We start from the raw sequence: 14,051 nt of genomic DNA, 5'->3' as shown, positions 1-14,051 counted from the left end.
GGTCAGGACGTGGCCGGCGCCCCGCCCTGGCCTAAGGTTGGTCGCATGAGTGACGTGGGCGCGCGGCGGCGGACGGGCCGCAGCAAGGGCGACGAGCGTGAGGCGCTGATCCTCGACGCCGTCCGGGCCCTGCTCGCTGAGAAGACCATGGCGGCGGTGACGATCGACGACATCACCCAGGCCGCCGGCATCTCGCGCACGTCCTTCTACTTCTACTTCCCGTCCAAGCACGCCGTCCTGGCGCGCTTGATGGAGGAGCTCGGCGACAGCTTCGCCCAGACCCACGACTGGCTCGGGACCGACGGCCAGAGCCGCGACTCGTTGCGCGAGCAGCTGGTCGGCGCCGAGTCGATCTGGCGCGACAACCGGCCGATCATGGCCTGCTCACTGCAGGGATACGGCGAGACGTACGAGCCGCTGGTGGAGTTCGTCGACCGGATCCAGCAGCGCTTCATCACCGGCCTCGCCGCGAAGATCGAGCGCGATCGGGCCGCTGGGCTCGCGCCCGCCGGCATCGACGCCACCACGTTGGCCGGGCTCGTGGAGGCGGTGCGCGAGGCCCGCCTCGCCCAGCTCGCCGAGATGCCCGAGGCCGAGGTCGCCGATGGCCTCGACGAGCTCGCCGAGGCCATCCTGCGCCTGATCTACGGCCGCTTCTGAGCTCGTCGGCTCAGCCGTTGGTGACGACGCGACGCGGGGTGAGCGTGACCACGTAGCGCGACTCCCCCGGGCCGTCGAAGCCGGCGAGGTCGGCGTCGTACTTCGCGCCGACCTTGCCCGCGAGCACGCGTCCCTCGTCCGGCGCCAGCGTCACGGTGCCGCGGACCTCGAGGGTGTGGAACTGGTTGGCCGGCGAGACGATGAAGAAGTCCACCTCCGGATTCGCCTGGAGGTGCTTGAACTTCACCCGGCCGTCGGAGAGCGAGATCTTGAGCTCGCCGTCCTCGCGGTCGGCGAGGAACCACAGCGCCGTGGTCTGGGGGCGGCCCTGCGCGTCGAGGGTGACGAGCGCCGCGGCCCAGGTGGCCTCGAGCAGGTCGTGGTGCGTCTCGGGGACGAGGTCGAAGATGTTGGTCATGCCTTGATCAAAGCACCCGAGCGCCGCGTTCTTCCCGGGCGAGGCGCTCGGCATGACGCGTCAAGCGGCGCAGAAGGGGTTCGGAGCGACGACAGAGAGGCCGGTCGGCCCCGAGGAGCGCACCCTCGGGCCGGTCACCGCCTTCGACGAGATGGCCGAGCTCGAGGCGGCCGGCAACCTCGGCTGGCGCACCGTCGGCGCCGGGCTGCTCAGTCACCGGATGGTCCGCACCGACACCCGCTGGGAGCACCGGCGCGTGGCCTAGGTCAGGGCACCGAGCCGCTACGAGAAGGACGGCTGGCAGATCGGCTGCAAGGCGTTCCCCTGGCTCTATCTCGTGCGCGACACCGGCCGTCCCGTCGAGGACACCCCTTGAACTGCTAGGGGTTGATACCTCACACTCCTAGGTATGAGTACGCCGCTCCGCATCGACAAGGACCTGGTCGCCGCCTCCGCGACGCCGCTCGTGCTCGGCATCCTCGCCGAGGAGGAGAGCCACGGCTACGCGATCCTGAAGAAGATCACCGAGCTCTCGGGTGGCCGACTGGCCTGGACCGACGGGATGCTCTACCCCCTGCTGCACCGCCTCGAGCGCAGCGGCCAGGTCGCCGCCGCCTGGGGGGTGTCGGAGACGGGCCGGCGGCGCAAGGTCTACGCGATCACCGCGACCGGGCGCGCCGCCCTCGCCGAGCGACACGGACAGTGGCAGGTGGTCAGCGAGGCGTTGGAGCGGATCTGGGACCGCTTCGGCGATCTCGGCGGCGATCTCGGCGGCGATCTCGGCGGCGATCTCGGGGGCGAGCCGTCCCTCGGCGGTGCGTGATGGGCATCGAGGAGGAGTTCGCGCGCTGGCGGGCGTACGCGAGCGCGCAACCGACCCTGGCCGCCGACGACATCGCCGAGATGGAGGGCCACCTGCAGGATCAGGTGGCTGACCTGGCAGCGGCCGGACTCGACGACGACGAGGCTTTCCTGATCGCCATCAAGCGGATGGGACGGGTCGACGACATCTCCCGCGAGTTCGCCCGGGTCCACTCCGAGCGACTGTGGAAGCAGCTCCTGCCGGTGGCCGAGCCCGCCGGTCCTGAGCGCCGCGAGGTCGCCGTCGTGCTGGCGCTCGCGGTCGGGGCGGCCCTGGTCGTACGGCTCGGGATCGCGCTGCTCCCCGACGAGGTGGCCCTGCGGCTGGCCGCTGTCGGGGTGCTGCCGTTCCTCACCGCCTACTTCGCCTGGAAGCGCCGGCTGCGACCGCCCGTCGCCGGCGTGCTGACCGCGGTCTTCGTGGTCTCCGGGCTGCTGCTGGGCCTGCTGCCGTTCGACGACGGCGGCGCGACCGGGGTGCTGGCGATCCTGCACGCACCGGTCGCGCTATGGCTCACCGTGGGCATCGCGTACGCCGGGGGCGACTGGCGCTCCCACGAGCGCCGGATGGACTTCGTCCGCTTCACCGGCGAGTGGATCGTCTACTACACGCTGATCGCACTGGGCGGCGGCGTCCTGGTCGGCCTCACCGCCGGGATCTTCAACGCCATCGGGGTGGATCCGACGACCGTGCTCGCGACCTGGGTCCTACCCTGCGGCGCCGCCGGCGCTGTCCTGGTCGCGGCCTGGCTCGTCGAGGCCAAGCAGGCCGTGATCGAGAACATCGCGCCGGTGCTGACGCTGGTCTTCACCCCACTCACCCTCGCGCTGCTGATCGCGGTGCTGGGTGGCTTCATCGCGCGACCACGGGTCATCGACGGCGGCCGCGACCTGCTCGTCCTGATGGCGCTCATCCTCGTCCTCGTGCTCGGGCTGTGGCTCTACGCCGTCTCCGCCCGGGCCCCTGAGCGCGCGGCCGGACTCTTCGACCGGCTCCAGGTGGCGATGCTGGTCGCCGCGATCGGCGTGGACCTGATCGTGCTGGTCGCGATGACGGCCCGGATCGCGGAGTTCGGCGCCTCGGCCAACAAGGTGGCCGCGCTCGGGCTCAACCTGGTGATCCTGGTCAACCTGGTGCGGTCGGCCTGGCTCGGCGGCCGGTTCGCCCTCGGCCGAGGAAGCCTGGTCGAGCTCGAGCGCTGGCAGACGACGTACCTACCGCTCTACGGCGTGTGGGCGGCCGCGGTCGTCTGCGTGCTGCCGCCGGTCTTCGGCTTCGCTTGAACCGTCGGCCGCAAAAGGTCACCGTGACGGTTCGCGACGAGAGTGACCCTTTGAACCGTCACCCCCAACGCAAAAGGTCACCGTGACGGTTCGCAACCGTCACGGTGACCCTTTGGCGCTGGGCAGCCCCGCTCAGCCGTCGAGCTGGGCGCGCAGGCGCGTGAGCAGGTCGAGCGCCGAGTCGGCGATGACCGTGCCGGGGAGGAAGACCTCCGCGGCGCCCATCTCCTTCAGCGTCGCCACGTCATCGGGCGGGATGACGCCGCCGATGACGATCATGATGTCCGGCCGGCCCTGGTCCGCGAGCGCCTGCTTGAGGGCAGGCAGCAGCGTCAGGTGTCCGGCCGCGAGGGAGGAGACACCCACGATGTGGACGTCGGCGTCGACGGCCTGCTGGGCGACCTCCTCCGGGGTGGAGAAGAGCGGGCCCACGTCGACGTCGAAGCCGAGGTCGGCGAAGGCGGAGACGACGACCTTCTGGCCGCGGTCGTGCCCGTCCTGGCCCATCTTGGCCACCAGGATGCGCGGGCGGCGGCCCTCCGCCTCCTCGAACTCCTCGGTGGCGGCGAGCACGGCCTGGACGTTGCCGGCCTCGCCGGAGGCATCGCGATACACGCCGGAGATCGTACGGATGACCGCCTGGTGGCGTCCCCACACCTTCTCCATCGCGTCGCTGATCTCACCGACGGTGGCCTTCGCGCGGGCCGCGTTGACGGCCAGCTCCAGCAGGTTGCCGGTGCCCTTCTCCGCCGCGCCGGTGATGTCGCGCAGCGCGTCCTCGACGGCCTGCGGGTCGCGCTCGGCGCGCAGCCGCTCGAGCTTGGCGATCTGCTGGCGGTAGACCTCGTCGTTGTCGACCTTGAGCACGTCGAGCTTGTCCTCGACGGGCAGCCTGAAGGTGTTGACGCCGATGACCTTCTGCTGGCCCGAGTCGATCCGGGCCTGCGTACGGGCCGCGGCCTCCTCGATGCGCATCTTCGGGATGCCCTGCTCGATCGCCTTGGCCATGCCGCCGGCGGCCTCGGCCTCCTGGATGTGGGCCCAGGCGCGCTCGGCCAGGTCGTGGGTCAGCTTCTCCACGTAGTAGGAGCCGCCCCACGGGTCGATCGTGCCGGTCGTGCCCGACTCCTGCTGCAGCAGCAGCTGGGTGTTGCGCGCGATCCGGGCGGAGAAGTCGGTCGGCAGCGCGATCGCCTCGTCGAGGGCGTTGGTGTGCAGCGACTGGGTGTGGCCCTGCGTCGCCGCCATCGCCTCGATGGCCGTACGCCCGACGTTGTTGAAGACGTCCTGCGCGGTCAGCGACCAGCCGGAGGTCTGCGAGTGGGTGCGCAGCGACAGGGACTTGGCGTTCTTCGGCTCGAACTCACGGACCAGGCGCGACCAGAGCGCGCGGGCCGCCCGCATCTTGGCGACCTCCATGAAGAAGTTCATCCCGATGGCCCAGAAGAACGACAGGCGCGGCGCGAAGGCGTCGATGTCGAGGCCCGCGGCCATGCCGGCGCGGATGTACTCGACGCCGTCGGCCAGCGTGTACGCCAGCTCGAGGTCGGCGGTCGCCCCGGCCTCCTGCATGTGGTAGCCGGAGATGGAGATCGAGTTGAACCGCGGCATGTGCTGGGCGGTGTAGCCGAAGATGTCCGAGATGATCCGCATCGACCCGGCGGGCGGGTAGATGTAGGTGTTGCGGACCATGAACTCCTTGAGGATGTCGTTCTGGATGGTCCCCGCGAGCTGCTCGGGCTTCACGCCCTGCTCCTCGGCGGCAGCGATGTAGAGCGCCATCACCGGGAGGACGGCGCCGTTCATCGTCATCGAGACCGACATCTCGTCGAGCGGGATGCCCTCGAACAGGGTGCGGGTGTCGTAGATCGAGTCGATGGCGACCCCGGCCATGCCGACGTCGCCGCGCACGCGCGGGTGGTCCGAGTCGTAACCGCGGTGGGTGGCCAGGTCGAAGGCGACGGAGAGGCCCTTCTGACCGGCCGCCAGGTTGCGACGGTAGAACGCGTTGGACTCCTCAGCGGTGGAGAAGCCGGCGTACTGCCGGATGGTCCACGGCTGGGAGGTGTACATCGTCGGGTACGGGCCGCGCAGGAACGGGCTCAGGCCCGGCCACGTGTCGAGGCCGTCGAGACCCTCGAGGTCGGCCGCGGTGTAGAGCGGCTTGATGTCGATGCCCTCGGGCGAGGTCCAGGGCTCGGGCTGGTCGCCCCAGCCCATCTGCCAACGGGACGGGTCCGACAGTGGAAGGTCAGCGAACGAATCCGGGATGCTCATGCGAGCGCCTCCCTCGTGCGGTTGAGGAACGCGAGGGCGTCGATGCCCATCGCGCAGTTGTCGTCGGCGTAGTCGGTGGCCTTGCCCGCGATGATCACGCGGGTGGCGCCGCCGGCGCGCAGCGCGTCGGCCGCGATCTGGCCCCACTCGGCGTAGGCGCCGTCGGTGCCGGCCAGGCAGACCACCTTCTGGCCGCGGTAGGCCGCGACCAGGTCCTCGGCCGAGGCGGTCGGGCCGGCCACGTCGACGGCGACGCCGCCGGCGGCGAAGAGGTTCGACGCGAAGGTCGCGCGAGCGGTGTGCTGGGCGATGGTGCCCATCGTCGCCAGGAAGACCGGCTCGCTCGCGGGCGCATCGCGCAGGGCCTCGTACGAGGCGCCGTAGCGGCGGACCGCGTCATTGAGCGGATCGGCCTCGCGGACCGGGAGCTCCTCGGCGAGGTTCGGGAACTCCGAGACGCCGGTCAGCGGACGCTTGCGCTTGGCGATCTCCGCCTCGCGCTTGGCCACGACCGCGGCGATCCGCTCGGTGAGGGCGCCGAGGCCCTCGGCCTCGATCTGCTGGAACTGCGCCCAGCCGGCCGCGGCCTCGTCGTTGGTGAGCTGCTCCACGGCGTACGCGCCACCGGCCGGGTCGGCGACCGCGGCGACGTGGGACTCGTCGATGAGCAGGTGGTTGACGTTGCGCGCGATCCGGCGCCCGAACGCCTCGGGGCGACCGTTGGCGGAGTCGAACGGCAGCACGGTGACCGCGTCGGCTCCCCCGACGCCAGCGGCGAAGGCCGCGACGGTGCCGCGCAGCATGTTCACGTACGGGTCGTACTTGCTCAGCATCGGTCGCGACGTGGTCGCGTGGATGCGCGCGGTGTGGCCGGGCGCGGCGCCGGAGAGCTCCAGCACGCGGGCCCAGAGCCGGCGGGCAGCGCGCAGCTTGGCGATCGTCGGGAACTGCTCGTCGGTGGCGGCGAAGCGGAACTCGATGAGCGGCGCGGCCTCGTCGACGGTGAGACCGCCGTCGACCAGCGCGCGCAAGTAGGTAGTGGCCACGTAGATGCCGTAGCCGAGCTCCTGGGCGTCGCTCGCGCCGAGGTCGTGGGCCGCGGTGGCGTCGGCGATCAGGGCGAGGACGCCGGCCTTGCGGGCCAGGCTCGCGATCTCGACGATCGACGCGGAGTGGTCATCGTTCTCGCCGGGCTCCCCGAGGCCGCGGATGCCCGCGCCCATCGGGTCGAAGCCCAGGTTCGTCGCGGGGTGCGGGTCGACGCCGCGGTCGTCGGCGTACGCGAGGAACGCCTTCGCGACGGCGAGCGGCGCGCTCGGCGCGTCCAGCACCACGGGGGCGAGGTCGAGCAGCACCTTGTCGAGGGTGGTCGCCAGGTCGGTGTCGGTGTCGGCCGAGAGCCACAGCGACGTCACGCCGCCGTCGAGGTCGACCAGCGCGGCCTCGTTGGCGCGCTTGGCGTTCGGGTCGGCGATCATGGAGCGGATGTCCCAGGCGCCGGCACGGCTCGGGCGTACGGGGGACGTCTCACCACCGGGCACGCCGAGGGGCGTGACACCGATCCCGTCGAGGGTGGTCCGGGTCAGCTTCGCCCAGACGGCCGAGTCGGGGTCGCCCTCGGTGAGGCGGCCGCTCTTGCGCAGGACGCCGGCGGCTCCACGCTCCCACTCCTCGCGGGTGTGCGCGTCCTCGGGCTGCGTCAGCTCGATGGAGGTCATGGGCGCACCTTAGGGAGCCTGCGTGGCGTCCGCCACAGGATGTGACCTTTCCTACCAACGGGTACGGCTCGCAGGACGTAGAGTCCGCGCGGTGGGCTTCCTGATCGTTCTCGTCATCCTCGCCGTGGTCGGCGTCATCGTGTGGCAGCGCACCAGCGCCAAGGGCAGGCGCGCCACCGCTGACGGCGCCGCGCCGCGCAGCGGCCGGGTGATCGGCCTCGGGCTCGTCGCCATCGCCGTGCTCACCGTCATCTGGGTGGTCGCGGACTGCGTCACCACGGTCGGCACCAAGGACGTGGGCGTCGTGACGTCGTTCGGGAAGCCGACCGGCCGGGACCTGCCCAACGGCGTCCACCTGAAGGCGCCGTGGCAGAAGGTGACGGAGATGGACGCCGCGATCCAGCCCGACGAGTTCGCCGGCGACCACTGCATCCAGGTCCGCATCGGGGACTCCTCGACCGCCTGCGCCGACCTCACGATCCGCTGGCACATCGCCCCCGACGAGGCGAGCTCGCTGTTCCAGAACTACCGGAGCAACGACGTCAACGCGACCATCCGCGACAGCCTCGTCGTCACCCAGCTCAAGGGCGCCGTCAACGACGTCCTCGGCGCGTTCAACCCGCTCGCCAACGTCAACGAGGCCGCGAACAGCGTCAAGGACAACACCGAGATCAGCGCCGCGCCGAACCTGGACGACTTCAGCAAGCAGATCGCGACCCAGATGGGCGAGCGCCTCGCCGCGATGAACCGCGGCCGCGCCCAGATCATCATCGACTCCGTCACGATGTCGTTCCTGCGGCTCGCCGACACCACCCAGGCGAAGATCAACGCCTACCAGGCCGAGGTCGGCAACACCCGGATCGCCGAGCAGCGGCAGAAGACCGCGACCGCCGAGGCCGCGGCGAACAAGGCTCTCGCAGACTCCGTCTCCAAGGACCCCAACGTCCTGGTCAGCAAGTGTCTCGACACGCTGGAGGAGATGGTCAAGGGCGGCCAGGCGATCCCGGCCGGCTTCTCCTGCTGGCCGGGCGCCGGCAGCAACCTCGTCCTGCCCGGCGGAGCCGCCAGCACGAAGTGACCACTCAGTCGCGCAGGTAGCTCCGGACGGCGTCTGCCAGGAGATCGGCACTCGGGCGGCCGGTCGCGTCCGCGCGGTCGTCGAGGGCCGCGCGCAGGTCCGGCGGGAGGGCCAGCACGCCCGAGAGCCGTACGGGCGGGCGAGCTCCGAAGCGGGCCAGACCGATCGTGACGACCGCACCGAGGACGTCGAGGATCCCGAGGATGCCCGTGACACGCAACGCGACCTCGTTGCTGTCACCGGAGAGGACCTGCGCGATCACGATGAGGGCGAGCAGGCTCGACGCGAGCAGCGTCCCATCGAGGACCCAGCCCCCGCGCTGACCCGCCGCGGTCAGCAGCAGCGACGCCTGCGTCTCGCCGAAGCCGCCGCCCCCGACCAGCGCGATGATCCCCATCAGCGCCGCGATCGAGAACGAGCCGATCGCGAGGGCGAGCACCACGCGCCGCGGCGCGGCGAAGGCGCCTCGGGGTCCGGTGATGGCCTGATCGTGGCGCAGCCGGAGCTGCCGCGTGAGAGTTCACCCGACGTCCATCCACGGCTGGTCCGACGCACACCCGCCTGACCCACCCTGGGTGCATGCGCATCGCTCTGGTGACCGACACGTTCTACCCCGCGACCGACGGCGCCACCACCACGGTGAAGGCGATCGCCGACCGATTGATCGAGACCGGCCACGACGTACGCTTCATCGCACCCGGGCCGGGTCTGCCGAGCTACAACCGCAGCCGCGTCGTCCGGGTCAACCCGGTCGCCAAGCCCGGGGGCCAGGTGCGCGACGCGCTCGCCGACTTCGAGCCGGACCTCGTGCAGGTGATCAACCCGGGCCGGCTCGGGCGCAAGGCGCTCAAGCACGCCCGCGAACTCGGGCTGCGCACCATCGCCGTCCAGCAGGCACCCGTGGCGGAGGCGACCGCCGAGTACTGGCGCAGCCGGGTCGCGGATCGCGCCGACCACCTGGTCGTCACCGCCCGATGGATGGTCGAACGCCTGGCCGAGCTCGACGTCGAGGCCGAGCTGTGGCTGCCTGGCGTCGACGGAGCCGCGTTCGCGCCGTCGCTGCGCGATCCGTGGCTGGCGGAGAAGTGGTCGCGCGCCAGCCGGCCACAGGGCCGTCAGGTCGTGGTCGGGTACGTCGGCGCGCTCGCCAAGCGGCACGGCGTACGTCAGCTCGCCGACCTGCGTGCCAGCAGGAACGTACGCCCGGTGATCATCGGCGACGGCGCCCAGCGCGGCTGGCTCGAGCAGCGGCTGCCCGACGCCCGCTTCACCGGAGCGCTGACCGCGGGCGACCTGGCCACCGCGGTCGCCTCCCTCGACGTCCTCGTCCACCCCGGCACGGCCGAGACCTGCTCGCACTCGCTGCGCGAGGCCGGCGCCAGCGGACTGCCCGTCATCGCACCGCGGGCCGGCGGCGCGGTCGGCGTGGTCCGCCATCTCGAGACCGGGCTGCTCTACGACCCGACGGACGAGCGCGGCCTGGCCGACGCGATCGCGGCCGTCGCCGCCGACCCGCAGCGCGGCCTCCTCGGGGAGCGCGGCCGCGAGGTGGCACTCGCCCGCAGTTGGCGCGACGCGGTCGACGAGCTCGTCGGCCCGTACGTTCTCGCTCCGGCGTGAGTTCCCGGATTCCGATAAGGGTGTCCTAACCGGGCTTATGTCACACCCACCCCGACTGCTCGGTCGCCTGTGATCGCGGTAACGTGCCCTTTCGTGGCAACGACCGAACTCGTCAAGGGAGTGCGCGCGACGCGCTCGACGATCGCGCTGAAGCTGGCCATGGCCGCTAGCGGGATCATCTTCATCCTCTTCGTGCTCCTGCACATGTACGGCAATCTGAAGGCCTTCGCGGGCCACGATGCCTACAACGAATATGCAGAGCACCTGCGGACGCTGGGCACCCCGATGCTTCCTCGCAGCGGTGCGCTGTGGATCATCCGGGCCGTCCTGATCGTCTCCCTGATCGTGCACGTGGCGGCGGCCGTGGCGCTGTGGCGGCGCGCCAGCCGCGCCCGCAGCACCAAGTACCAGGTCAAGAAGAACGTCGCGTCCTCGCTCTCCAGCCGCACCATGCGCTGGGGCGGGCTCACGATCCTGCTCTTCGTGATCTGGCACCTGCTGCAGTTCACGATCGTGAAGATCGACATCACGGACGGCTCGACGGGCAACGAGGATCCGTTCAACCTCCTCTACAACGCCTTCCACGGCAGCGCCTGGTGGATGACGGTCATCTACCTGCTCGCCATGATCGCGCTCGGGTTCCACCTCCACCACGGCACGTTCAGCTCGTTGCAGACCCTGGGCATGACCAACACCGCCACCTCCCGCGCCCGTGCGCGGATCGCCGGCTGGGCGGTCGCGATCGTGATCGCCGGCGGCTTCTCGCTGGTTCCGCTGTTCATCGCCTTCGGCGTCATCACCAAGTAAGGGACACACACCGTGGCTTCCTCCACTGCAGACCTCTCTGGCCTGGTCGCTCACAACGAGCCTTCCGTCCAGGTCTCCGACGACGCGGCCGGCTTCTACACGCTGGGCGACAAGCTCGTCGACCCGAAGGCCCCCACCGGTCCGATCAAGGACCGCTGGACCAACCGCAAGTTCGACAACCGCCTGGTCAACCCGGCCAACCGCCGCAAGCTGGACATCATCATCGTCGGCACCGGGCTCGCCGGTGGCGCTGCCGCCGCGACGCTCGGCGAGGCCGGCTACAACGTCAAGTCGTTCTTCTACCAGGACTCCCCCCGTCGCGCGCACTCGATCGCGGCCCAGGGCGGCATCAACGCGGCGAAGAACTACAAGGAGGACGGCGACTCGGTCTACCGCCTCTTCTACGACACCGTGAAGGGCGGCGACTACCGCGCCCGCGAGTCGAACGTCTACCGCCTCGCCGAGGTCTCGGCGAACATCATCGACCAGTGCGTCGCGCAGGGCGTCCCGTTCGCCCGCGAGTACGGCGGCCTCCTCGACAACCGCTCCTTCGGCGGCGTCCAGGTCTCCCGTACGTTCTACGCGCGTGGCCAGACGGGCCAGCAGCTGCTGCTCGGCGCCTACCAGGCGCTCGAGCGCCAGGTGGCGGCCGGCACCGTGACCCCGTACTCGCGTCACGAGATGCTCGACGTGATCATCGTCGACGGCAAGGCCCGCGGCATCATCGCCCGCGACATGGTCACCGGCGAGATCGAGACCCACCTGGCCGACGTCGTCGTCCTGGCGACCGGCGGCTACGGCAACGTCTACTACCTGTCGACCAACGCGATGGGCTCCAACGTCACCGCCGCATGGCGTGCCCACCGCAAGGGCGCCTACATGGCCAACCCCTGCTACACGCAGATCCACCCGACCTGCATCCCGGTCACCGGCGCGCACCAGTCGAAGCTGACCCTGATGTCGGAGTCGCTGCGCAACGACGGTCGCATGTGGGTGCCCAAGAAGGCCGAGGACTGCGCCAAGGACCCGCGGGACATCCCCGAGGAGGACCGCGACTATTTCCTGGAGCGCATCTACCCGTCCTTCGGCAACCTGGTCCCCCGCGACATCGCGTCGCGTGCCGCCAAGTACATGTGCGACGAGGGTCGCGGCGTCGGTCCTGAGGTCGACGAGACCGACACGGACGGCAACCCGGTCAAGCGTCGCCGTGGCGTGTACCTCGACCTCACCGCCGCCATCGCCCGCCTGGGCAAGGCCGCCATCGAGGAGAAGTACGACAACCTCCTCGACATGTACGAGCGCATCACCGGTGAGGACCCGTACGCCGGCCCGATGCGGATCTACCCGGCCGTGCACTACGTCATGGGCGGCCTGTGGGTCGGCTACGACCTGCAGACCAACATCGACGGCCTGTTCTGCGCCGGCGAGGCCAACTTCTCCGACCACGGCGCCAACCGCCTCGGTGCCTCGGCACTGATGCAGGGCCTGTCGGACGGCTACTTCGTCCTCCCGAACACCATCCGCGACTACCTCGCCGACGGCCCGTTCGAGAAGATCGCCGAGGACCACCCGGCCGTCCTCGAGGCCCGCGCGGGCGTCGAGGCGCAGATCGAGCGGTTCATGTCGATCAACGGCACCCGATCGGTCGAGTCCTTCCACAAGGAGCTCGGTCAGATCATGTGGGAGTACTGCGGCATGGAGCGGACCAAGGAGGGCCTCACCGAGGCCATCGCCAAGATCCGCGCCCTCAAGGCCGAGTTCTGGACCAACGTGAAGGTGCTCGGCTCGGCCGACTCCCTCAACCAGGACCTCGAGAAGGCCGGTCGCGTGATCGACTTCATCGAGCTCGGTGAGCTGATGTGCATCGACGCGCTCAACCGCCGCGAGTCCTGCGGTGGCCACTTCCGCGCCGAGTCGCAGACGCCCGAGGGCGAGGCGCTGCGTCACGACGAGGAGTTCGCCTACGTCGCTGCGTGGGAGTGGGGTGGCGACTCCCTGGAGGGCCACAATCCCGTCCTGCACAAGGAAGACCTGATCTACACCGCCATCGAGATGAAGCAGCGGAGCTACAAGTGAACCTCACCCTCAAGATCTGGCGGCAGGCCAACGCCACCGCTGCCGGTGCGATGCACACGTACACGCTCGATGGCGTGTCCTCCGACATGTCGTTCCTGGAGATGCTGGACCTGCTCAACGAGCAGCTCCTGCACCAGGGCGAGGAGCCGATCGCGTTCGACTCCGACTGTCGCGAGGGCATCTGCGGCATGTGCTCCCTGATGATCAACGGTCAGGCGCACGGCCCCGAGGTCACCACGACCTGCCAGCTGCACATGCGGTCCTTCAACGACGGTGACACCATCACCATCGAGCCGTGGCGCGCCGACCCGTTCCCGGTCGTCAAGGACCTGATCGTCGACCGCTCCGCGTTCGACCGGATCATCGCCAACGGTGGCTACATCTCGGCCAACACCGGCTCGGCCCCCGAGGCGAACTCGGTGCCGGCGCCCCGCGACAAGGCGCAGCGCGCCTTCAACGTGGCGACCTGCATCGGCTGCGGCGCGTGCGTCGCGGCGTGCCCCAACGGCTCGGCCTCGCTGTTCCTCGGCGCGAAGATCACCCACCTCGGTGAGCTGCCGCAGGGCCAGCCCGAGCGGTACTCCCGCGTCGCCACGATGATCGCCCAGCACGACCACGAGGGCTTCGGCGGCTGCACCAACATCGGTGAGTGCGCCGCGGCGTGCCCCAAGGAGATCCCGCTCGACGTGATCTCCCAGCTCAACAAGGACCTGCGCGACTCGATCAAGCAGGGTTACTGAGCACCTAGCAGCACCGTACGAAGGGCCGCTCCCCGCTGGGGCGGCCCTTCGTGCTGTCTACGGTGCCTGCTGCTGCGAGAAGAGCACCGCGCTTGATTCGGGCCGGCGCCGCGCCGCAAAGGGTCACCGTGACCTTTCGGGGTGAGAGTGACCCTTTGAACTGTCACTCTCGGCGCAAAAGGTCACCGTGACCGTTTGGAAAGGTCACCGTGACCGTTTGGGCCGGGTCAGCTCTTGGCCGCGAGGGCGCCGGCCCCCTTGCCGATCAGCAGCCCGCCGATCGCGGTGTTCGCGACGATCAGGCCGGCATGCGCGATGTAGTAGGCGCGCGGGCGGTCCTGCGTCGGGTCCGCGGCCGTGCGGCGGAGGTTGCGGGCGAAGTTGCCCCAGATGCCGATGTTCCAGACCCCGATGCCGAGCAGCAGGGCGCCGTCCTTCTTCGTCATGCGGCCAACCTATCCGGGCGCCCCAGGGCCGGCCGGAGCACGAGGGCCCGCGGATGGTCGTGCCAT

At 70.3% G+C, this 14,051-nt stretch carries 14 protein-coding genes; 9 read left to right on the top strand and 5 right to left on the bottom strand.

Annotated elements, in window-relative coordinates:
• The first annotated feature begins 45 nt into the window (after positions 1-45).
• Entirely contained in the window at positions 46-660 is a 615-nt protein-coding gene (locus KSO98_RS11745) for a TetR/AcrR family transcriptional regulator (RefSeq protein ID WP_225285780.1), read from the top strand.
• A gap of 10 nt (positions 661-670) precedes the next feature.
• Here the strand turns inward: KSO98_RS11745 and KSO98_RS11740 are convergent, their stop codons facing one another.
• Positions 671-1,078 (bottom strand): TIGR03618 family F420-dependent PPOX class oxidoreductase, encoded by a 408-nt coding sequence (locus tag KSO98_RS11740; RefSeq protein WP_225285778.1) that lies wholly within the window; start codon positions 1,076-1,078, stop codon positions 671-673.
• A 52-nt stretch (positions 1,079-1,130) separates the two neighbouring features.
• Here KSO98_RS11740 and KSO98_RS11735 point away from each other — a divergent pair, with 52 nt between their 5' ends.
• The 3 genes from KSO98_RS11735 to KSO98_RS11725 all read left to right on the top strand — a co-directional run bounded on the left by KSO98_RS11735 (position 1,131) and on the right by KSO98_RS11725 (position 3,223).
• A complete protein-coding gene (locus tag KSO98_RS11735; protein ID WP_225285776.1) occupies positions 1,131-1,343 on the top strand; it encodes a hypothetical protein in 213 nt (70 codons plus the stop codon).
• Positions 1,344-1,487: 144 nt separating this feature from the next.
• Complete coding sequence (locus KSO98_RS11730) at positions 1,488-1,901, top strand: PadR family transcriptional regulator (RefSeq protein ID WP_225285775.1); 414 nt, start codon at positions 1,488-1,490, stop codon at positions 1,899-1,901.
• Positions 1,901-3,223 (top strand): permease prefix domain 1-containing protein, encoded by a 1,323-nt coding sequence (locus KSO98_RS11725; RefSeq protein WP_225285774.1) that lies wholly within the window; start codon positions 1,901-1,903, stop codon positions 3,221-3,223. Before KSO98_RS11730 ends, KSO98_RS11725 begins: the two co-directional genes overlap by 1 nt.
• A 132-nt stretch (positions 3,224-3,355) precedes the next feature.
• Here KSO98_RS11725 and scpA read toward each other — a convergent pair whose 3' ends face one another.
• Both scpA and KSO98_RS11715 read right to left on the bottom strand, forming a co-directional pair.
• A complete protein-coding gene (scpA, locus tag KSO98_RS11720) occupies positions 3,356-5,443 on the bottom strand; it encodes a methylmalonyl-CoA mutase (RefSeq protein WP_225285913.1) in 2,088 nt (695 codons plus the stop codon).
• Positions 5,444-5,496: 53 nt separating this feature from the next.
• The gene (locus tag KSO98_RS11715; RefSeq protein WP_225285773.1) at positions 5,497-7,218 is read right to left on the bottom strand and encodes a methylmalonyl-CoA mutase family protein; all 1,722 of its coding nucleotides are present in this window, start codon (positions 7,216-7,218) and stop codon (positions 5,497-5,499) included.
• A gap of 91 nt (positions 7,219-7,309) precedes the next feature.
• On the opposite strand from KSO98_RS11715, the gene KSO98_RS11710 reads away from it, so the two are divergent.
• Positions 7,310-8,296, top strand: coding sequence for an SPFH domain-containing protein (locus KSO98_RS11710; RefSeq protein WP_225285772.1), 987 nt, complete (start codon positions 7,310-7,312; stop codon positions 8,294-8,296).
• A gap of 4 nt (positions 8,297-8,300) precedes the next feature.
• Here the strand turns inward: KSO98_RS11710 and KSO98_RS11705 are convergent, their stop codons facing one another.
• Positions 8,301-8,738: a YlcI/YnfO family protein gene (locus KSO98_RS11705; protein WP_225285771.1), complete on the bottom strand. Its 438-nt coding sequence runs from the start codon at positions 8,736-8,738 to the stop codon at positions 8,301-8,303.
• A 137-nt stretch (positions 8,739-8,875) separates the two neighbouring features.
• On the opposite strand from KSO98_RS11705, the gene KSO98_RS11700 reads away from it, so the two are divergent.
• The 4 genes from KSO98_RS11700 (at position 8,876) to KSO98_RS11685 (ending at position 13,539) form a co-directional block, all read left to right on the top strand.
• The gene (locus tag KSO98_RS11700; RefSeq protein WP_225285770.1) at positions 8,876-9,916 is read left to right on the top strand and encodes a glycosyltransferase; all 1,041 of its coding nucleotides are present in this window, start codon (positions 8,876-8,878) and stop codon (positions 9,914-9,916) included.
• A gap of 93 nt (positions 9,917-10,009) precedes the next feature.
• Positions 10,010-10,723, top strand: a complete 714-nt coding sequence (locus tag KSO98_RS11695; RefSeq protein WP_225285769.1) for a succinate dehydrogenase cytochrome b subunit — start codon at positions 10,010-10,012, stop codon at positions 10,721-10,723.
• 42 nt (positions 10,724-10,765) lie between these two features.
• Positions 10,766-12,799, top strand: a complete 2,034-nt coding sequence (locus tag KSO98_RS11690; protein WP_225285912.1) for a fumarate reductase/succinate dehydrogenase flavoprotein subunit — start codon at positions 10,766-10,768, stop codon at positions 12,797-12,799.
• Positions 12,796-13,539 (top strand): succinate dehydrogenase/fumarate reductase iron-sulfur subunit, encoded by a 744-nt coding sequence (locus tag KSO98_RS11685; protein ID WP_225285768.1) that lies wholly within the window; start codon positions 12,796-12,798, stop codon positions 13,537-13,539. The genes KSO98_RS11690 and KSO98_RS11685 overlap by 4 nt, the downstream gene beginning before the upstream one ends.
• A gap of 227 nt (positions 13,540-13,766) precedes the next feature.
• Here KSO98_RS11685 and KSO98_RS11680 read toward each other — a convergent pair whose 3' ends face one another.
• On the bottom strand, positions 13,767-13,985 hold the full coding sequence (locus tag KSO98_RS11680; RefSeq protein WP_225285767.1) for an SCO4848 family membrane protein: 219 nt from the start codon (positions 13,983-13,985) through the stop codon (positions 13,767-13,769).
• Positions 13,986-14,051: the final 66 nt, after the last annotated feature.

Source organism: Nocardioides nematodiphilus (assembly GCF_020216525.1).
Classification (GTDB): domain Bacteria; phylum Actinomycetota; class Actinomycetes; order Propionibacteriales; family Nocardioidaceae; genus Nocardioides; species Nocardioides nematodiphilus.
The sequence above is the reverse complement of the archived record's forward strand: the minus strand, read 5'-3'. Positions and strand labels throughout refer to the sequence as shown.

Coding starts and splice junctions, on each gene's coding strand:
- KSO98_RS11735 (WP_225285776.1), top strand. CDS start 1,131: ATGACGCGTCAAGCGGCGCAGAAGGGGTTCGGAGCGACGACAGAGAGG.
- KSO98_RS11725 (WP_225285774.1), top strand. CDS start 1,901: ATGGGCATCGAGGAGGAGTTCGCGCGCTGGCGGGCGTACGCGAGCGCG.
- KSO98_RS11680 (WP_225285767.1), bottom strand. CDS start 13,985: ATGACGAAGAAGGACGGCGCCCTGCTGCTCGGCATCGGGGTCTGGAAC.
- scpA (WP_225285913.1), bottom strand. CDS start 5,443: ATGGGCTGGGGCGACCAGCCCGAGCCCTGGACCTCGCCCGAGGGCATC.
- KSO98_RS11745 (WP_225285780.1), top strand. CDS start 46: ATGAGTGACGTGGGCGCGCGGCGGCGGACGGGCCGCAGCAAGGGCGAC.
- KSO98_RS11715 (WP_225285773.1), bottom strand. CDS start 7,218: ATGACCTCCATCGAGCTGACGCAGCCCGAGGACGCGCACACCCGCGAG.
- KSO98_RS11740 (WP_225285778.1), bottom strand. CDS start 1,078: ATGACCAACATCTTCGACCTCGTCCCCGAGACGCACCACGACCTGCTC.
- KSO98_RS11700 (WP_225285770.1), top strand. CDS start 8,876: ATGCGCATCGCTCTGGTGACCGACACGTTCTACCCCGCGACCGACGGC.
- KSO98_RS11730 (WP_225285775.1), top strand. CDS start 1,488: ATGAGTACGCCGCTCCGCATCGACAAGGACCTGGTCGCCGCCTCCGCG.